Source organism: Flavobacterium sp. ZB4P23, assembly GCF_003970375.1.
Classification (GTDB): Bacteria; Bacteroidota; Bacteroidia; order Flavobacteriales; family Flavobacteriaceae; genus Flavobacterium.
In genome coordinates, this window is sequence record NZ_RYDK01000004.1 from 135,329 (window position 1) to 151,410 (window position 16,082).

Annotated in this window: 14 protein-coding genes; 10 read left to right on the forward strand and 4 right to left on the reverse strand. The window is 34.5% G+C overall.

Annotated elements, in window-relative coordinates:
- The 6 genes from EKL99_RS08075 (at window position 1) to EKL99_RS08100 (ending at window position 7,220) form a co-directional block, all read left to right on the forward strand.
- Window positions 1–621: a hypothetical protein gene (locus tag EKL99_RS08075; protein ID WP_126576728.1), complete on the forward strand. Its 621-nt coding sequence runs from the start codon at window positions 1–3 to the stop codon at window positions 619–621.
- A 47-nt stretch (window positions 622–668) separates the two neighbouring features.
- Window positions 669–1,571 (forward strand): hypothetical protein, encoded by a 903-nt coding sequence (locus EKL99_RS08080; protein WP_126576729.1) that lies wholly within the window; start codon window positions 669–671, stop codon window positions 1,569–1,571.
- 73 nt (window positions 1,572–1,644) lie between these two features.
- Entirely contained in the window at window positions 1,645–2,487 is an 843-nt protein-coding gene (dinD, locus tag EKL99_RS08085) for a DNA damage-inducible protein D (protein WP_126576730.1), read from the forward strand.
- A gap of 57 nt (window positions 2,488–2,544) precedes the next feature.
- Window positions 2,545–3,024: an RDD family protein gene (locus EKL99_RS08090; RefSeq protein WP_126576731.1), complete on the forward strand. Its 480-nt coding sequence runs from the start codon at window positions 2,545–2,547 to the stop codon at window positions 3,022–3,024.
- Window positions 3,025–3,128: 104 nt separating this feature from the next.
- Entirely contained in the window at window positions 3,129–4,472 is a 1,344-nt protein-coding gene (gene dgt / locus EKL99_RS08095) for a dGTP triphosphohydrolase (RefSeq protein WP_126459023.1), read from the forward strand.
- 90 nt (window positions 4,473–4,562) lie between these two features.
- Entirely contained in the window at window positions 4,563–7,220 is a 2,658-nt protein-coding gene (locus EKL99_RS08100; RefSeq protein WP_126576732.1) for a T9SS-dependent M36 family metallopeptidase, read from the forward strand.
- Window positions 7,221–7,263: 43 nt separating this feature from the next.
- Here EKL99_RS08100 and EKL99_RS08105 read toward each other — a convergent pair whose 3' ends face one another.
- A complete protein-coding gene (locus EKL99_RS08105) occupies window positions 7,264–8,214 on the reverse strand; it encodes a DUF3078 domain-containing protein (protein ID WP_370453908.1) in 951 nt (316 codons plus the stop codon).
- A gap of 123 nt (window positions 8,215–8,337) precedes the next feature.
- Window positions 8,338–10,119: a 1-deoxy-D-xylulose-5-phosphate synthase gene (locus tag EKL99_RS08110; protein WP_126576734.1), complete on the reverse strand. Its 1,782-nt coding sequence runs from the start codon at window positions 10,117–10,119 to the stop codon at window positions 8,338–8,340.
- A gap of 123 nt (window positions 10,120–10,242) precedes the next feature.
- Between EKL99_RS08110 and EKL99_RS08115 the strand changes: the two genes are divergently transcribed.
- Window positions 10,243–10,686 (forward strand): nucleoside deaminase, encoded by a 444-nt coding sequence (locus EKL99_RS08115; protein ID WP_126576735.1) that lies wholly within the window; start codon window positions 10,243–10,245, stop codon window positions 10,684–10,686.
- A 192-nt stretch (window positions 10,687–10,878) separates the two neighbouring features.
- Here EKL99_RS08115 and EKL99_RS08120 read toward each other — a convergent pair whose 3' ends face one another.
- The gene (locus tag EKL99_RS08120) at window positions 10,879–12,423 is read right to left on the reverse strand and encodes a ribonuclease E/G (RefSeq protein ID WP_126457572.1); all 1,545 of its coding nucleotides are present in this window, start codon (window positions 12,421–12,423) and stop codon (window positions 10,879–10,881) included.
- Between the two features lie 315 nt (window positions 12,424–12,738).
- On the reverse strand, window positions 12,739–13,029 hold the full coding sequence (locus EKL99_RS08125; RefSeq protein ID WP_016989051.1) for an HU family DNA-binding protein: 291 nt from the start codon (window positions 13,027–13,029) through the stop codon (window positions 12,739–12,741).
- Window positions 13,030–13,161: 132 nt separating this feature from the next.
- Here EKL99_RS08125 and mutY point away from each other — a divergent pair, with 132 nt between their 5' ends.
- The 3 genes from mutY to EKL99_RS08140 are packed head-to-tail and all read left to right on the forward strand — an operon-like array spanning window position 13,162 to window position 16,003.
- Window positions 13,162–14,199: an A/G-specific adenine glycosylase gene (gene mutY / locus EKL99_RS08130; protein ID WP_126553957.1), complete on the forward strand. Its 1,038-nt coding sequence runs from the start codon at window positions 13,162–13,164 to the stop codon at window positions 14,197–14,199.
- 44 nt (window positions 14,200–14,243) lie between these two features.
- The gene (locus EKL99_RS08135; RefSeq protein ID WP_126576736.1) at window positions 14,244–14,684 is read left to right on the forward strand and encodes a single-stranded DNA-binding protein; all 441 of its coding nucleotides are present in this window, start codon (window positions 14,244–14,246) and stop codon (window positions 14,682–14,684) included.
- Window positions 14,685–14,707: 23 nt separating this feature from the next.
- A complete protein-coding gene (locus EKL99_RS08140; protein ID WP_126576737.1) occupies window positions 14,708–16,003 on the forward strand; it encodes a gliding motility-associated protein GldE in 1,296 nt (431 codons plus the stop codon).
- The last annotated feature ends 79 nt before the right edge of the window (window positions 16,004–16,082 follow it).

The following is a 16,082-nucleotide window of genomic DNA, read 5'->3' on the forward strand; positions in this document are numbered from 1 at the left end:
ATGAAAATATTTAATACAAAACATATTGAAAACACTTCGAGTGATATTTTTAAAAAGATTCATTTGATTGTTGATAATCTGACAAAAAATGAAATTTTAAAGAAAAATTTGATTGATATAAAATTTAGAATTTTTAACGATGTGAAATTGGAAGCTCTTGATTTTAATGTTAATGAAAGAAGTCAGCCTTCAAGTGAGTTATTTGAATTAACAGAAATTGAAGTGAAAAGATTTTCTCAAGGGATTGATTATTCACCCGGAATAAAATATTTAAAATATTTTTTTGAAATCACTTTGAAAGAAGGGAATCAAGACTTATTATTTAATTGTCCAAATAAATATAATCCAGTAGAAATAAAAGGAAGAGTTGTTAAGGATAAAATTACACTTGAATTCCAAACAATATATCAAACAATTAGTGAAATATCAGAGAATCAAGTGATACTTCAAAAACGTTTTAAAGAAACTTTTGATAAATTAGAGGAAGGAAAATTAGCTATCAATGAAGATGTTAAAAAATTTAATTCAGAATATGAGAATCTAATTTTAGATTTATTAAAAAAGAAAAAAAAGAAAATTGAAGACGATGATGATTTCAACAATAGTCTAAATAATTTTTAATTGTAAAGCTATCATTTAAATGATAGCTTTTTTTAACCCCAAATTTCATGAAACTAAACATCTTTCAAAAAATTGCATTCTTAATATATTTATCAATAATCTTATTGATTTGCGTTTATTTTGTTCCTTATCAAGGAATTCAAAATAATTTGGATTTTATGATGAGGCATTATAAAACTACCAGTTCATACCATTCTGATATTTTGAACGATGGATATGGGTCAATGAGCTATTTAAGATTTCTAATTTATCTTGTCATACCTACATTATCGTTTTATTTTGTCTGCAAATATTTGAATAAGATGAATTCCATAGAATCAAGTAGTTATAAGAAAATGGCAAAGAGGGAGTTGTATTTTTTCTTTGTTTTTATAGGTGCTATAATTGGGACTATATTGTTTTCATATGGTAATAATGAATATCATAAAATTAGAAAAGATACTTTGAAAAATGAGATTTTAAAGATTGAAAATCTAATAAATAAAGTTGAGGAAGAATTACTTATAATACCCCTTCCTGAATCGAATGTTGATGAATTTGGGATAGTCATAAAAAAACATCCATTTGACTTAAATGAAGCTTATGAGATTGTCGAAAAAAAAAGTGAATCAACATCAATGAAAAAAGAAGATGTATTTAAAGAGGGGAAGGAGGTTGTAACAGATAAAGACCATAATTTAATAGTTAGTGAATTAAGAAATTATGCTAAAGAAGGCGCAACTGATGATGAACTGCGAGAGTTTAAATATGCTTTTGTTAAAGCCATAATAAATAAAAAAAGGGAATTAAATAAACAAAATTTTGAATTGAAATTAAAAGAGATATTGTTTTATAATAAAGAAGAAATTGAAAATAATATAATTTTGCTGTTTTTTGGAATGTTTATATTGCTTTATATAATCAGACCATTGTTTTCAATGTTTAAAGGAATGTTGAAAGAAGTGAATTAACAAATATTTACATGAATTTAAAGGAGGCATAAAAAAAATGGGTGATTCTAAAATTTTTTAAAAACATAAATACATGAAGAAAGAATTAATAAAAAGTTTGACAAATGATTTTGAAGGCCATTCTCAAAATACAGAAAATGGAATTGAATTTTGGTTTGCAAGAGACATTCAGCATTTATTAGGATATTCGGAATGGCGTAATTTTAATAAAGTAATTTCTAAAGCAAAGACTTCTTGTGAAGTCTCTGATAATCTGATATTAGACCATTTTGTTGACGTCAACAAAATGGTAGTTATTGGGTCAGGTACAGAGAGAGAAATTGATGATATAATGCTTACTCGTTATGCTTGTTATTTAATAGCTCAAAACGGTGATCCGAGAAAAGAACAAATTGCTTTTGCTCAAAATTATTTTGCGGTTCAAACAAGAAGATTTGAATTAATTGCAAAAAGAATTGATGATTGGGAACGATTAAATGCCAGACAAAAACTGACTTTATCTGAAAAGGAATTGTCGGAACTTATTTTTGAAAAAACAGGTAATGATAAAAATTTTGGGATAATTAGAAGTAAAGGAGACCAAGCTTTATTTGGTGGAAAAAACACTTCGCAAATGAAAAAAAAGCTTGGTATTCCAGAAAGTAGACCACTTGCTGATTTTCTTTCGACAATTGTTATAAAAGCTAAAGATTTTGCTACTGAAATTACCGTTTTTAATACAAAAGATAAGGGGTTGTCTTCAGAAAGAAGTATTTCTTCTGAGCATGTTAAAAATAATTTAGGAGTAAGAAAATTATTATTGGACAGAAAGATTGTTCCTGAAAATCTTCCACCAGAAGAAGATATAAAAAAATTAGAAAGAAGAGTAAATTCTGAGACCAAAAGTATAAGTAAAAATCCTGATAAATTGACTTAATTTTGCTATATTTGAGATGGTTATCATCATAAAGAATCATTTTTAATACGAACTACTATGGAAAATAAAAAATTTACTATTACAGATGATTTATTAGCTTCCAAAAGCCAGCGTCTCCTGAATCTACTTATCGATATATTGATTATTTATATTATAGCAATAAGTATTGTCGCTACCATTAATATAATTGGAGATACAACAAACAGTCATGAGGCATCGAATTGGGTTTCATCATTAAGTTTGATTGAAAATTTATTCTTTGGACTTATTATTTTGTTTTTTTACTATGCATTTACGGAGATGTACTTCTCCAGAACCTTTGCTAAGTATTTTACCAAAACGATTGTAGTACGAGTTGATGGATCTAAACCCAATACCAAAAACTTTATGATACGAGCAGTATCCCGCCTTAATCCTATGGACCCTTTTTCATTTCTGGGTAAAACAGAAAGAGGTTTGCATGATACTTTATCCGCAACGTATGTGGTGAAAAAACACGAGTTTATAACCAAGAAAAAATTATTTACGGAAGAATAAGAAAGTAGATAAGATAAAATTAGCAGTCATTTTAGACTGTTTTTTTGTTTATAAACACAACCTTTTCTTTATATTCGCTCCTTGTAAAAACCAAAAATATAATGATGCACTGGGAACAACTTTTATCACTAAAACGACAAGGAGACAAAGGCAAACGATTGCGGATAGAACAAGACGACACCCGTTTGGGTTTTGAGGTGGATTATGACCGTATTATCTTCTCGGCTGCCTTTAGAAGTTTACAAGATAAAACGCAGGTTATTCCGTTATCAAAAACTGATTTTGTACACACCAGATTGACGCACAGTTTAGAAGTTTCTGTCGTGGGGCGTTCTTTAGGGCGATTGGTGGGTAAAAAAATCATCGAGAAATATCCGCATCTACAAGAAGTGCATGGCTATCACATGAATGATTTTGGGGCTATAGTTGCCGCTGCATCATTGGCTCATGATATTGGGAATCCGCCTTTTGGGCATTCCGGTGAGAAAGCAATTGGTGAATATTTTTCCATTGGGAAAGGACAACAATACAAAAACCAGCTTACGGCAAAAGAATGGCAGGATTTAATTGATTTCGAAGGAAATGCGAATGGATTTTCGGTGTTGACGGCCAGTCGTCCGGGAATTGAAGGAGGACTTAGAATTTCGTTTGCAACTCTGGGTGCTTTTATGAAGTATCCAAAAGAAAGCTTGCCGAAGAAACCAACCGCAGCTATTGCCGACAAAAAATACGGTTTCTTTCAAACGGATAAAACTTTTTTTCAAGATGTGGCTTTAGATATGGGATTGATTCCAAATAAAACAGGGATGGATATTGGTTTTGAAAGACATCCTTTAGCGTATTTAGTCGAAGCGGCTGATGATATTTGTTATACCATTATTGATTTTGAAGACGGAATCAATTTAGGACTAGTTTCCGAAGATTTTGCTTTAGAATATTTGATAAAATTGGTAAAAGACAGCATTGATACTTCAAAATACAAGACCTTAGAAACCAAAGAAGATAGAATAAGTTATTTGCGCGCTTTGGCAATTGGAAGTTTAATCAATGATGCCGTAAAAGTATTTGTCGAAAATGAAGTGCTGATCCTGAACGGAAAATTCCCGTATGCCATAATGGATAAGAGCAAATACAAAGCGCAGATGGACGATATTATCAAAATAAGTGTGGATAATATTTACCAAAGTCGGGAAGTCATTGAGAAAGAAATTGTAGGCTACCAGATTATTCAAACCTTGTTAGATAAATTCATAACGGCTTTCAATAATAAATTCGATGGGAATGCATCTAATTACGACTCTTTAATTCTGAAAATGTTGCCTGAAAAGCATCATTTGGAAAAAGAAAATTTATACGGAAGATTACTTCATATTTGTCATTTTATCTCATTACTGACAGATGGAAATGCGTTGTTGTTTTATAAAACAATTACTGCTGTTAAAAATTAACAATTGTGTACTAATCATTAATTTGTTATTGTAGATTAAAAAAATTAGATTTGTTTTCAGCTTTTATGATTGATGAATTATTAGATTTTTATGAAAAAAATTATACTTTTTTTAGTTTTTTTAACGCATTTTTTTGCTTTAGGACAATCGAACACTTTAATTATTCAACGATATTTAAATACTCCTAATGCTAAAATTAATGTTTCGAAAAGCGATTTTAAGGATTGGGTAATACAAAGCGATGGTGGAGCGACCAGCTCCGGAATACAAAATTGTTATGTAGTGCAACGTTATAAAGGTATTGAAATCTTTAGGGCAGTTTCTAATTTTTCAATACAGAATAGTGAAGTTATTGATGTTCAAAAACGAATAGTGGATGGCGTTTCTAAAAAAGTAAATACAACCAAACCCTCATTATCAGCAGTAGATGCTTTGACTAAAGCGTATTCGCTCTTGGGCATGAAAGCCGATGAAATTTTCACTGTTATAGAAAATAAAGAAGCTCATAAATTTAAAATAAGCAATGGGTTAGGCATTCAGGAGCCAGTCACTGCTAATTTAGTTTTTCATCAAGCCAGTAATGGTAAATTAATTTTGGCGTGGGATTTTACCATTTATACACCAACTCAGGACCATATATGGAGCGTGAGAATTGATGCCACTGATGGGGGACTGTTAGAAAAAAATGATTTTGTTATTTCTTGCAGTTTTGATCATAGTAAAGCAATCGGTCATTCTCATGAGTCTTGGGCAAATTCATTTGACTCCAGTTACAAACAAATTTTTTCGGCCTCTCCAACGCAAACAACTAGCGGGTCCTACCGAGTGATACCATTCAATTTTGAAAGTCCCAACCACTTTGCTTTTCAACTTGTTTCGAACCCAGCGAACAGCCATGCATCTCCTTTTGGCTGGCATGATGTTGATGGTGTGGCGGGACATGAATTTACGATAACCAGAGGAAATAATGTATGGGCTAAAGAGGATTTTGTCAGCACTAATTCAACTTCGGGTTTTAGCCCTTCAGGTGGAGCATCACTACTTTTTGATTTTCCTTATGGTGGTACAAATGTACAGGCATCAACCTATATAGATGCGGCAATTACGAACCTTTTTTATATGAATAATGTCATGCATGATGTTTGGTATCAATATGGTTTTGATGAAGCAAATGGAAATTTCCAAGTGAATAACTACAATCGTGGCGGGAAAGATACGGATCATGTTAATGCTGATGCACAAGATGGATCATTAGTGGTACCAATGAGTTTAAATAATGCTAATTTTTCAACTCCGGTGGATGGGAGTAGCGGAAGGATGCAGATGTTTCTGTGGGATCGAGGTCCAGAAATTAAGCCAATAATAATTAATTCGCCTGCAAGTATTGCTGGAAGTTATGTAGCAAGGCAAAACTCCTTTAACCCAGGACGTGTTGATTTGCCTGTGGCTCCCAATTTCCTGCAATCTGATGTAGTGCTCTACTTAGATAGTACGGGCGGCACCTCCCAAGGGTGTGTAGCACCTTCTAATGCTGCGGCAATGAGTGGAAAAATCGTTGTGCTGAGAAGAGGGAGCTGTACGTTTGTAGTAAAAGTAAAAGCGGCGCAAAATGCTGGGGCTATTGCTGTAATTGTTGTTAATAATGCTGATGGAGATTTAATTATGTCGGGAGCTGATGAATCGATTACCATACCTGCGATAAGTGTTACTCAGTCCGTTGGGGAGAATATTATAACCCAGATGCAGACTCAAACCGTGAATATAAAGATTCAATTAGAGGCTTCTCCTTTCATAAATTCAGATGGTGATTTCGATAATGGGATTATTGCACACGAATATGGTCATGGGATTTCTACTCGTCTGGCCGGCGGGAGCAATAACTCCAGTTGTTTGAATAATGCGGATCAAATGGGAGAAGGTTGGTCTGATTGGTTTGCATTAATGATGCAAATTAAACCTGGAGATTCTGGTGGTGCCAAAAGAGGAATAGGGACTTTTGTTTCTTCACAAGCCACAGATGGCAGGGGAATACGAGATTTTCAGTATTCTACGGACAGGGCGATTAATCCAATGACATACGCCTCTACCAATAATTATCAGTTTATTGACACAGATAATGTATCAAAAACCTCCGTACACGGGGTAGGTTCCGTTTGGGCTACTATGCTGTGGGATTTAACGTGGGCTTATATCAATAAATATAGTTTTGATAATAATAAATATACAGGATCAGGAGGGAATAATAGAATCATGCGAATTGTATTAGATGGAATCAAATTACAAGCTTGCAGTCCTACTTTTATAGATGCAAGAAATGCTATTATAGCTGCAGATCAGGCAATAACAGGCGGTAAGGATTTCTGTTTGATTTGGGAAGTTTTTGCTGCCAGAGGCCTTGGGTTTAATGCATCTGCTGGAGACAATAATGTCGGGAATGATCAAGCTGAAGATTTTACAAGACCCGTATCAGGACCAAATTGCGCCTTAGCGGTAGACAACTTTGAGAGTGATGTGATGCGCGTATTTCCAAACCCATCCAAAGGGCCAATAACAATTAAAATTGATCAATACTCTGGTATGGTAAATATCCAAGTAATAGATCTTAACGGACGAGTGCTTTATGATGTTAAAAACCAAGAATTCAGTAGAGCAAAATCAATTGATTTAAGTGCATTGGCAACCGGGATTTATATATTGGATATAAAAGGAGAAAATTTACATTATGTTGAAAAAATAATTAAAAATTAATAGCATAAATTTTAAAGCCCTGAAAAAATTTTTCAGGATTTTTTTAAAACAAATATTGTATTCCAACACCTATAGCTTGCCGTACTTGTACTTTTGGGCCTTCAGTGACTTGAATTCCCGCTATTTCTCTTTTTGATTTAATGTCATCATCATAAATAATATGTGCGCCAATATTCGCTTTTACGTATTGGTTTACCACTAATTCAAATTGGAGGTCGTAATCGATATCTATGTTGCCAAAATGATTCACATAATCAGAATATAAACTTAGGCGATTTTCTAAATGAATATTTTTAAAAATTTCTTTTTTCAGATGACCCGTAAATAAAAATCCGAGCTCTGTTCTGGATTTTTCGCCTTTTTCGATCAAATTTCCGTTCAGATCGTAAATGGCTTTAGAGACACCAAAAGCACCTTGATTCGCTAATCTTTGATCTAAAACCAAGGTTGTTTTAAATGTAAATGGGGAAATATAAAACGTTCTTTTTTTCTCTTTATTTATATTCTCAGCTCCTATTCCCATGAAGGCATAAGCTGGAGCAAAGGGCTTTGATATTGCAGTTTCAGTATTTGGATAAGAATAACCATTAGTGAACTGCGTATTGAAATTTAATTTTGCGGAATGGTACCAATTCGAAAGGGTGTCTTTTCGATAACCAAATGTTGAGTTTAATAAAAGGGCATCATCCGTTTTTCTTACTTCGATGCGGTCTTGTTTGTTTAAACCATATCGGATTAAAAGTTCATTGGTCCAATTGTAATTGCTTCGGTTGTACGTTCTCAGAAATTTTCCGTTGAACAACCCGGAAACGGAGCTTGTTCCTCCGGGACTCCAGTTGATAAAAGCGACTTCGGATATGTCAAATCCTAAACTATTTTTTTTTGTCCAATACGATAAAGGGACATGTGGTTTCTTAGTTCGTATATTGACTACTACGGTCAGCGGTTTCTTTACTTTTGTGAGTGTTGTTACAGGTTTAAGTGCAGTTTTCATAGTACTGACTGTTGCTTCTTGGGAAAAACTATTTATAGAAACTGAAAATAAAAAAAGTAAAAATGCAGTAGGGAGTAATTTCATTACGGGGGAGATTAAATTTAAACGTGCAAAATAATTATTTTAATAGCTTGAAAAAAGGATTTCAAGACTTTTAACGTCAATTTTGCAATATTGTTGTAATTCAGCGACTGTTCCCTGTTCAATAAATTCGTCAGGAATGCCTAATATTTTTATTTTTGAAGTGTAATTATTTTGGGAAGCAAATTCAAGTATAGCACTCCCAAAACCGCCATTTACTACGCCGTCTTCTAGCGTGATTATAGTTGAAAATTTAGTAAAAATGGTATGTAGTGCTTTTTCGTCTAATGGTTTGACAAATGAAAAATCATAATGGGCAATGGTTTCCTGATGGTCTGTCTTGGCTATAGCCAAAGTGACATTGTGACCAATAGTTCCATTTGATAATACTGCGATATGTGTTCCTTTTTTAATACAAATGCTTTCTCCAATTGCTATTTTTTTATACTTTCCCAGATGTTGATCGTGCCAATTCTGAATCACACCACGACCTCTTGGATAACGGATAGCGATGGGTTGATTCAATCCCAGTTGTGCAGTATAGAGAATGTTTTGAAGCGCTATTTCGTTCATGGGGGAATAGATAATCATATTAGGAATACAGCGCAAATAAGCAAGATCAAAAACACCGTGATGCGTTGCGCCGTCTTCTCCCACTAATCCCGCTCTGTCCAAACAGAAAATTACCGGTAAGTTTTGCAGTGCTACGTCATGAATGACTTGGTCGTATGCTCTTTGCAAAAAAGTAGAATAAATATTGCAAAATACGATCATTCCTTGTGCCACCATTCCGGCCGCTAAGGTAACGGCATGTTGCTCGGCGATTCCTACATCAAAGGCGCGTTTTGGGAAAGCTTCCATCATGAATTTGAGGGAACTTCCCGAAGGCATTGCAGGTGTAATTCCTATTATTTTTTCGTTTTTTCGGGCCAAATCCAATACGGTCAAGCCAAAAACATCCTGGTATTTCGGCGGTAAATTCTCTTCTGATTTGATGTGAATTTCCCCAGTTGTAGCGTCAAATTTCCCCGGCGCATGGTATTTAACCTGATTTTCTTCGGCTTGTTGCAGTCCTTTACCTTTGGTGGTGATGATATGGAGAAATTTTGGTCCTTTTACTTTTTGCAAGCGTTTGAGTTCCTTGATAACCGCAAAAAGATTATGCCCGTCAATAGGACCCGAATAATCAAAATTCAATGATTTAATCATGTTGTTCTGCCTCGGATTTTTCCCTTCTTTTACGGCAGTAAGATACTTTTTTAACGCACCAACGCTCGGGTCAATGCCGATGGCGTTATCATTAAGGATCACCAGTAAATTAGCATCAGTAACTCCGGCGTGATTTAATCCTTCAAAAGCCATTCCTGATGCGATGGAGGCATCTCCAATCACTGCAATGTGTTGTTTATCGTATTCGCCTTTCAAATTAGAAGCGATCGCCATTCCTAATGCTGCTGAAATGGAAGTCGAAGAATGTCCTACGCCAAAAGCATCATAGATACTTTCACTTCTTTTTGGAAAACCGGAAATACCGCCGAGTTGCCTGTTGGTGTGAAAATTTTCTCTTCGGCCGGTGAGTATTTTATGTCCATAGGCCTGATGGCCTACATCCCAGACCAACAAATCATTTGGTGTGTCAAACACATAATGCAAAGCGATGGTGAGTTCAACAACACCCAAACTGGCCCCAAGATGGCCTTCTTTTGCGGCTACAATATCAATTATGAAATTGCGTAATTCTTGAGCGACCTGAGGAAGTTGGGTTTCATCAAGCAGGCGTAAATCGGTTGGATTGTTTATGTTTGAAAGTAAATTATCTGACATAAAGCAAAGGTACGATTTGAAATTGTATTTTTACATTTGATAAAAAACTTGTTTTATAAAGAATCACAAAATAAAGCGAAGATTTGCAAAGAACTTAAATATGCGAATTCGCAGACTTATACTATGATAAATCCTTTCACCGACGAATATTTTATGAAAAAGGCTTTGCTGGAAGCCGAAATGGCTTTTGAAAAAGGCGAAATTCCTGTTGGTGCTCTAATTGTTATTGATAATAAGGTCATTGCTCGAGGACATAATCTTACCGAATTACTCCATGACGTTACGGCCCACGCCGAAATGCAATCCATTACTGCTGCTGCGAATTATCTTGGCGGAAAATATTTAATGGGTTGTACGCTGTACGTCACACTGGAACCTTGCCAGATGTGCGCCGGCGCTTTGTACTGGAGTCAGATTTCGAGAATTGTCTATGGAGCCACTGATGAAAATAGAGGTTTTGTGAAAATGGGAACACAATTGCATCCTAAAACAACTGTTGTGAAAGGTGTCTTGGCTAATGAAGCTTCGGAGTTGATGAAGCGGTTTTTTGTGGAGAGAAGAAAATAATTCTATTTACACAAATCCCTAGCCCAGATAGCAGTGGAAATCCTTTTCTTTTTTTCTTTAAAAAAGAAAAGATTGTAACGTATAGCTGGATTAGCTCCAGATTGCTTCGTGCCTCGCAATGACCGCTTGCTTCGAAAAATCTCGCAATGACGCACAAAAAAACCGCCAATCTTACGAAAGGCGGTTTATAATTTATTCTATGACAGCATTTTCTTTTTTGTCGTAGAAATGATATTCTAAATACGTGTAAGCATCACGAGGTATGATTTTCACCCACTTTTTATGTTCAAGAAACCATTTTGAACGTAATGATGGAAAACCTTTGGTAAGGTATGCAGCCACAAACGGATGTACATTAAGCACAACATCTTTGTGGTTTTTTAATACTCTTTCCAGATCAAAAGCGATTTTATCAATGATTTGAATCGGCGCTTCAATTTCGCCACTTTCATTGTTTGGATCTTCTTCTCTGGTCTTAATATTTACTTCTGGTCTTACTCTTTGTCTTGTAATTTGAACTAGTCCAAATTTGCTAGGGGGTAAGATCTTATGTTTTGCTTTATCATCGCTCATTTCTTCCCTGAGGAAGTCGAACAACACTTTGCGATTTTCAGGATTAGACATGTCGATAAAATCAACCACAATGATTCCGCCCATATCACGAAGACGCAGTTGTCTTGCAATTTCGGCTGCTGCTATCATGTTGACTTCCATGGCTGTATCTTCCTGGTTGGTAGCTTTATTAGAACGGTTTCCGCTGTTTACGTCTATAACGTGCAAGGCTTCAGTATGTTCGATAATAAGATACGCCCCTTTACTCATGGATACTGTTTTTCCAAAAGAAGTTTTGATTTGTCTCTCTATGTTGTATTTCTCAAAAATAGGTGTGTCATTTGATTGATAAAACTTCACTATTGATTGTTTCGAAGGGGCAATTTCTTGCAAATAATCCTTCGTTTGGTTGTACAACTCTTCATCATCAATTTGAATACCACTAAAGGTATCATTAAATACATCTCTTAATATCGAAGAGGCTCTATTGAGTTCTCCTAATACTTTGGAAGGATGATGAGCAGTTGGTAATTTTTTACACATTGCAGTCCATCTGCTGAGCAGGTTCTGCAAATCTTTTTCTAATTCGGCTGTATTTTTGCCTTCGGCTACTGTGCGAACAATAACACCAAATCCTTTTGGTTTGATGGATTGTACTAATCGTTTCAAGCGTTCTTTTTCTTTTTTGTCTTCTATTTTTTGAGAAATAGAAACACGATCAGAAAACGGAACCAAAACTATAAATCTTCCGGCAAGAGAAAGCTCAGCGCTAATCCTTGGTCCTTTTGTAGATATAGGTTCTTTGACAACTTGTACTAAAACAGATTGATTGGCACTCAAAACATCAGTAATGGTACCATCTTTGTCTATTTCTTTTTCAAACTGAAAGTTTTTTAGGGAGAAATCTTTTAATTTACCTGCGCTTACAAGTTTTATGAATTTCAGTTGGGAAGCTAAATTGGGTCCTAAATCATGATAATGTAAAAAGGCATCTTTTTCAAAGCCAACATTTACAAAAGCAGCATTTAGTCCGGCAACTGGTTTCCTGATTTTGGCAATAAAAATATCGCCAACTTGGAAGTTGCTTTTTTCTTCTTCTTTGTGTAATTCAATTAGTTTTCCATCTTTTAATAAGGCAAAATCTACGGCTTCAGAACTAGATCGGATGATTAATTCTTTATTCACGCTGTACATTTTTATCTATTCGCTGTGGCGAACAAATGGATTAAACAATATTTTTAACAGGTATTGAACCCGGGGAAAATTAGCTGGCAGTTTGCAGTGTTAAGTTCGCAGTTGACTGACTACTAAAAACTGAATACTGATTACTAACTTTCAATTTCAATGAACATTTAAAAAGAAAAAAGTAGTTTAAAACTACTTTTTCTTTTTGTGACGATTAGCTCTCGCTCTTTTTTTACGTTTGTGAGTTGCTACCTTATGTCTCTTTCTTTTTTTACCACTTGGCATATCTTATGATTTTATGATTAATTAATATTATTATTTTGCTTCGTTATTTATTTTCACCCCTTCAACAAAAACTTTTGCAGGTTTGAATGCAGGAATGTTGTGTGCAGGAATTTTTATTGTAGTATTTTTAGAAATGTTTCTTCCAGTTTTCTCTGCTCTGGTTTTCACTATAAAGCTTCCAAAACCTCTTAAATAAACATTGTCTCCAGTTTCTAATGAATTTTTTACTTCATTCATAAAAGTCTCTACAGTTGCCTGTACATCTCCCTTTTCAAGACCTAATTTTTCTGAAATTTTTGCTACGATATCTGCTTTCGTCATTTTCTTTCCTATTTATAATGTTGTACTATTTTTTTGAGTTTGCAAATATAGGAATTTAAAAAACAATTATTCAAGCTAATTCATTAAATTTTAATCACATAAACTTTTACTTTTGCAGTCTAATATTTAAAAATGAATTTTTCTAACCTGCTGATAAAATGGTATTTACAAAATAAACGGGATTTGCCATGGCGAAACACTACGGATCCGTATCCTATTTGGCTCTCCGAAATCATGTTGCAGCAGACACGCGTTGCCCAAGGAATGCCTTATTTTATGTCTTTTACTGCCGCTTTTCCTACTGTTTTTGATTTAGCAAAAGCCAATGAAGAACATGTTTTGAAACTTTGGCAGGGATTAGGATATTATTCCAGAGCGCGAAATTTGCATAAAACGGCGCAATATGTGGCCTCAGATTTAGGGGGAAGTTTTCCGGATAACTATGCGGATTTACTAAAATTAAAAGGCATTGGGGAATATACCGCTGCGGCCATCGCTTCTTTTTCTTATAACGAAGCCGTTCCGGTTGTTGATGGAAATGTATTCCGAGTTTTATCGCGTTATTTCGATATAGATACAGATATTGCTCAGGCTTCTGCCAAAAAAGAATTCGCTGCTTTGGCATTCGAACTGATGCCAAAAGATAACCCGGCAACCTTCAATCAAGCCATTATGGAATTTGGGGCTTTGCAATGTGTTCCTAAAAGTCCAAATTGCGGTATTTGTGTTTTTAACGAAAGTTGCGCTGCTTTGCAAAAAAACAAAGTTAATCAGTTGCCTGTTAAGACTAAAAAACTAAAAGTGAGAAGCCGTTACTTTAATTATCTGGTTGTTGCAGATGAAAATGACAACACCATAATTCAAAAACGAACAGACAAAGGAATTTGGCACAATCTCTATGAATTCCCTTTGATAGAAACCGAAAAAGAGGAAGATTTTGATTGTGTTAGCGAAGCTATTCAAGCGGATTATTTTAAAGAAAATACTGTCGTAAGTATGTTAGAATACAACGAAAAAAGTATCCTTCATAAATTGTCACACCAGCATTTACATATTAAGTTTTGGAAAGTGAAAATTGAAGGAACAATTGAAAACGGAATTGACGTTGAAACTTTGAGAACTTTTCCGTTCCCAATTGTGATTCATAATTTTATTGAAAAGGATTTATAGAGTTTCTAAAAAAATGTATCTTTGATAAAATACCATATTCTAAAATGAACGGAACATTAAATAAGGTTATGCTAATTGGTTTTCTTGGCGACGACATCAAAATGCATTATTTTGATGGAGGCAATTGTATTGGAAGATTTCAGTTGGCCACAAACGAAGTGTATATCAACAAAACCACCAATGAAAAAATCACTTCTACGGAGTGGCACAATTTAGTTGTTCGCAACAAAGCGGCGGAACTTTGTGAAAAATACCTTTCTAAAGGCGATAAAATTTACGTGGAAGGACGCATTAAATCCCGTCAATGGCAGTCAGATGATGGAAGTACAAAACACACCACTGAAATTCAGGTAACCGAATTTACTTTTCTGTCAACTAAGAAAGACACTGAAAGTAATAAACAAATTCCTGTATCTGATGTCCCGAAAAACACTAATTTTGACACCGAAAAGAATGTCTTGCCTATAAACGACTTGCCATTTTGAGTGTTTAACTAATCCTTACCAATTTGGACTCAGAGCCCAGTTTGCTTTTTGCTTACGCAATAGATACTAATTTAGCATTTGGTTTTACAGTAATAATCATATTGCTGTTTTGTTCCGCATTAATTTCAGGTGCCGAAGTTGCCTTGTTTTCGTTGTCACAAAAAGAGATTGATGAAACCATTCAGGAGAATGATTCTAAAGGAAAAATTATTGCCGCGCTATTAGAAAAACCTAAAAAACTGCTGGCCACACTTCTGGTTGCTAATAATTTTGTCAACATAGCGATAGTAATATTGTTTTCATATACTGGCAAAAGCATGTTTGCAGCGATAACCCAACCGGTATTGAAATTCATCTTGGAAGTATTGGTAGTCACTTTTTTGATTTTGCTCTTTGGAGAAGTCTTGCCTAAAGTATATGCCAGTCGAAATAATACCAAGTTTGCCAAACTTATTGCTTACCCTATTTTCTTTTTAGATAAGCTTTTGACGCCTATTAGTTTACCAATGCGTGCAGCAACGATTTATTTGCATAACAAATTAGGAAAACAAAAAACAAATTTTTCTGTTGATCAATTATCACAGGCTTTAGAACTTACGGCTTCGGATGAAACCTCTTCCGAAGAGCAAAAAATATTAGAAGGAATTGTGAGTTTTGGAAATACGGATACCAGACAAGTAATGAGTCCGCGAATCGATATTTTTGCTTTAGAAATAGAAGAATCTTTTGCTGCTATTTGTCCCAAAATTATAGAAAAAGGATATTCCAGAATTCCGGTATATCGAGACAATATAGACCAGATAGAAGGCGTTTTGTTTGTCAAAGACTTGCTTCCGCATATTAATACAAATGAATTTGACTGGAAAGCATTGCTGCGAGAACCTTTTTTTGTCCCTGAAAACAAAAAGCTGGATAATTTGCTGAAAGATTTTCAGAACAAGAAAAGTCATTTAGCGATCGTGGTAGATGAATATGGAGGAACCTCAGGGTTAGTTTCTCTTGAGGATGTTATTGAAGAAATTGTTGGGGATATCAGCGATGAATTTGATGATGAGCAGATTAGTTTTTCTCAAATTGATGAAAAAAATTACCTTTTTGAAGGAAAAATAAACCTGAGAGATTTTTATCGGATTATTGATGTTGATGAAGAATTATTCGAAATTAAAAAAGGAGAAGCCGAAACATTAGCCGGATTTATTCTGGAAATTTTAGGCAATTTCCCTAAAAAAGATCAAAAAATTGTATTCGAAAACTGTCTGTTTACTATAGAAGCAGTGGATAAAAAACGAGTTAAACAGATAAAAGTAACGATTGAATAATCCTTCCATGGTCCTCTGCGAAGGAAAGAGAGCCATTGGAATGCGTTTTCTTAAAATTTGTAAGATTAAAAAAAATAGA

What these genes read in the sequence shown, in the direction of transcription:
- EKL99_RS08105 (WP_370453908.1), bottom strand. Translation starts at nt 8,214, where the DNA reads ATGAAAACTGCACTTAAACCTGTAACAACACTCACAAAAGTAAAGAAA.
- EKL99_RS08100 (WP_126576732.1), top strand. Translation starts at nt 4,563, where the DNA reads ATGAAAAAAATTATACTTTTTTTAGTTTTTTTAACGCATTTTTTTGCT.
- mutY (WP_126553957.1), top strand. Translation starts at nt 13,162, where the DNA reads ATGAATTTTTCTAACCTGCTGATAAAATGGTATTTACAAAATAAACGG.
- EKL99_RS08125 (WP_016989051.1), bottom strand. Translation starts at nt 13,029, where the DNA reads ATGACGAAAGCAGATATCGTAGCAAAAATTTCAGAAAAATTAGGTCTT.
- EKL99_RS08090 (WP_126576731.1), top strand. Translation starts at nt 2,545, where the DNA reads ATGGAAAATAAAAAATTTACTATTACAGATGATTTATTAGCTTCCAAA.
- EKL99_RS08115 (WP_126576735.1), top strand. Translation starts at nt 10,243, where the DNA reads ATGATAAATCCTTTCACCGACGAATATTTTATGAAAAAGGCTTTGCTG.
- dgt (WP_126459023.1), top strand. Translation starts at nt 3,129, where the DNA reads ATGCACTGGGAACAACTTTTATCACTAAAACGACAAGGAGACAAAGGC.
- EKL99_RS08135 (WP_126576736.1), top strand. Translation starts at nt 14,244, where the DNA reads ATGAACGGAACATTAAATAAGGTTATGCTAATTGGTTTTCTTGGCGAC.
- dinD (WP_126576730.1), top strand. Translation starts at nt 1,645, where the DNA reads ATGAAGAAAGAATTAATAAAAAGTTTGACAAATGATTTTGAAGGCCAT.
- EKL99_RS08080 (WP_126576729.1), top strand. Translation starts at nt 669, where the DNA reads ATGAAACTAAACATCTTTCAAAAAATTGCATTCTTAATATATTTATCA.
- EKL99_RS08110 (WP_126576734.1), bottom strand. Translation starts at nt 10,119, where the DNA reads ATGTCAGATAATTTACTTTCAAACATAAACAATCCAACCGATTTACGC.
- EKL99_RS08075 (WP_126576728.1), top strand. Translation starts at nt 1, where the DNA reads ATGAAAATATTTAATACAAAACATATTGAAAACACTTCGAGTGATATT.